We start from the raw sequence: 857 nt of genomic DNA, 5'->3' as shown, positions 1-857 counted from the left end.
ATTTAGTGATTTTGATGTTAAGAAAATATTAAAATTTCTTATAGAGTTGGCTGATGAAATTGGAGAACCATTTGAGAAAAAGAGTGCAAGAGGAAGATCATTTAAATTATCACCTACACAATATGTAGCTCTCTATATATTGATGGTATTCTTTGATATGAGTTTGAGAGATCTGGAACTATGGTCAAAAGTCTTAGTAGGAGAGCATATAGATCATAGCACTTTTGGTAAAGCATTTGAAAGAATACCGGAAGAATATTTAAAGAAGTATTTAAAAAAATTGAGAGATAAAATAAAGGATAAATTAGGAGACAAAGATTTTGTTTATCTTGCAGATGCAACTGGAGTAAAACTTGATAGAATCTATAGAAATGCCATATCTGGAAATAAAAAAATAAAGATAACCAATCATGATAAACTCAGTATCTTATCGGAATATTATCCAGATGCAGGTGTTATTTGCATTTCAGCTGGTGAATGGAGAGCAGGCTATAGTTACGATTCACCAAGCTTAGTAAATATTCTCTCTTCAACAGATGTTGTTCAAGGAAAATATCTATATGCAGATGCAGGATATGATGACTATTACTGCTATTATTTTTGCTTTAAAAAAGGTTTACTTCCAATTATTAAACAGAGGAAATATAGGTGTGGAGCAAGAGGAATAAGAAAAAAAGCATTGGAAATATTTTCAAAAGATTTATATAAAGCAAATCGAGGAATAGTAGAAGGAATTTTTGGAGGACTAGAAACAAAAAGATTACTATTTTCCAGATTTAAAAAAGAAGATATGAGAAGGAAACATGTAATTGGAATGGCAATTTGCCATAACCTCCAGACATATATGACTATTTTTT

1 protein-coding gene is annotated in these 857 nt (G+C 30.1%); it reads left to right on the top strand.

Annotated features, from left to right (window positions below; translation table 11 throughout):
* Positions 1-46: 46 nt before the first annotated feature.
* Positions 47-857 (top strand): transposase (locus H5T44_06425; GenBank protein ID MBC7081854.1); only part of this gene is annotated, 811 nt, incomplete at its 3' end.

This window comes from Thermoplasmatales archaeon, assembly GCA_014361195.1.
Lineage (GTDB): Archaea > Thermoplasmatota > E2 > UBA202 > JdFR-43 > JACIWB01.
The sequence above is the reverse complement of the archived record's forward strand: the minus strand, read 5'-3'. Positions and strand labels throughout refer to the sequence as shown.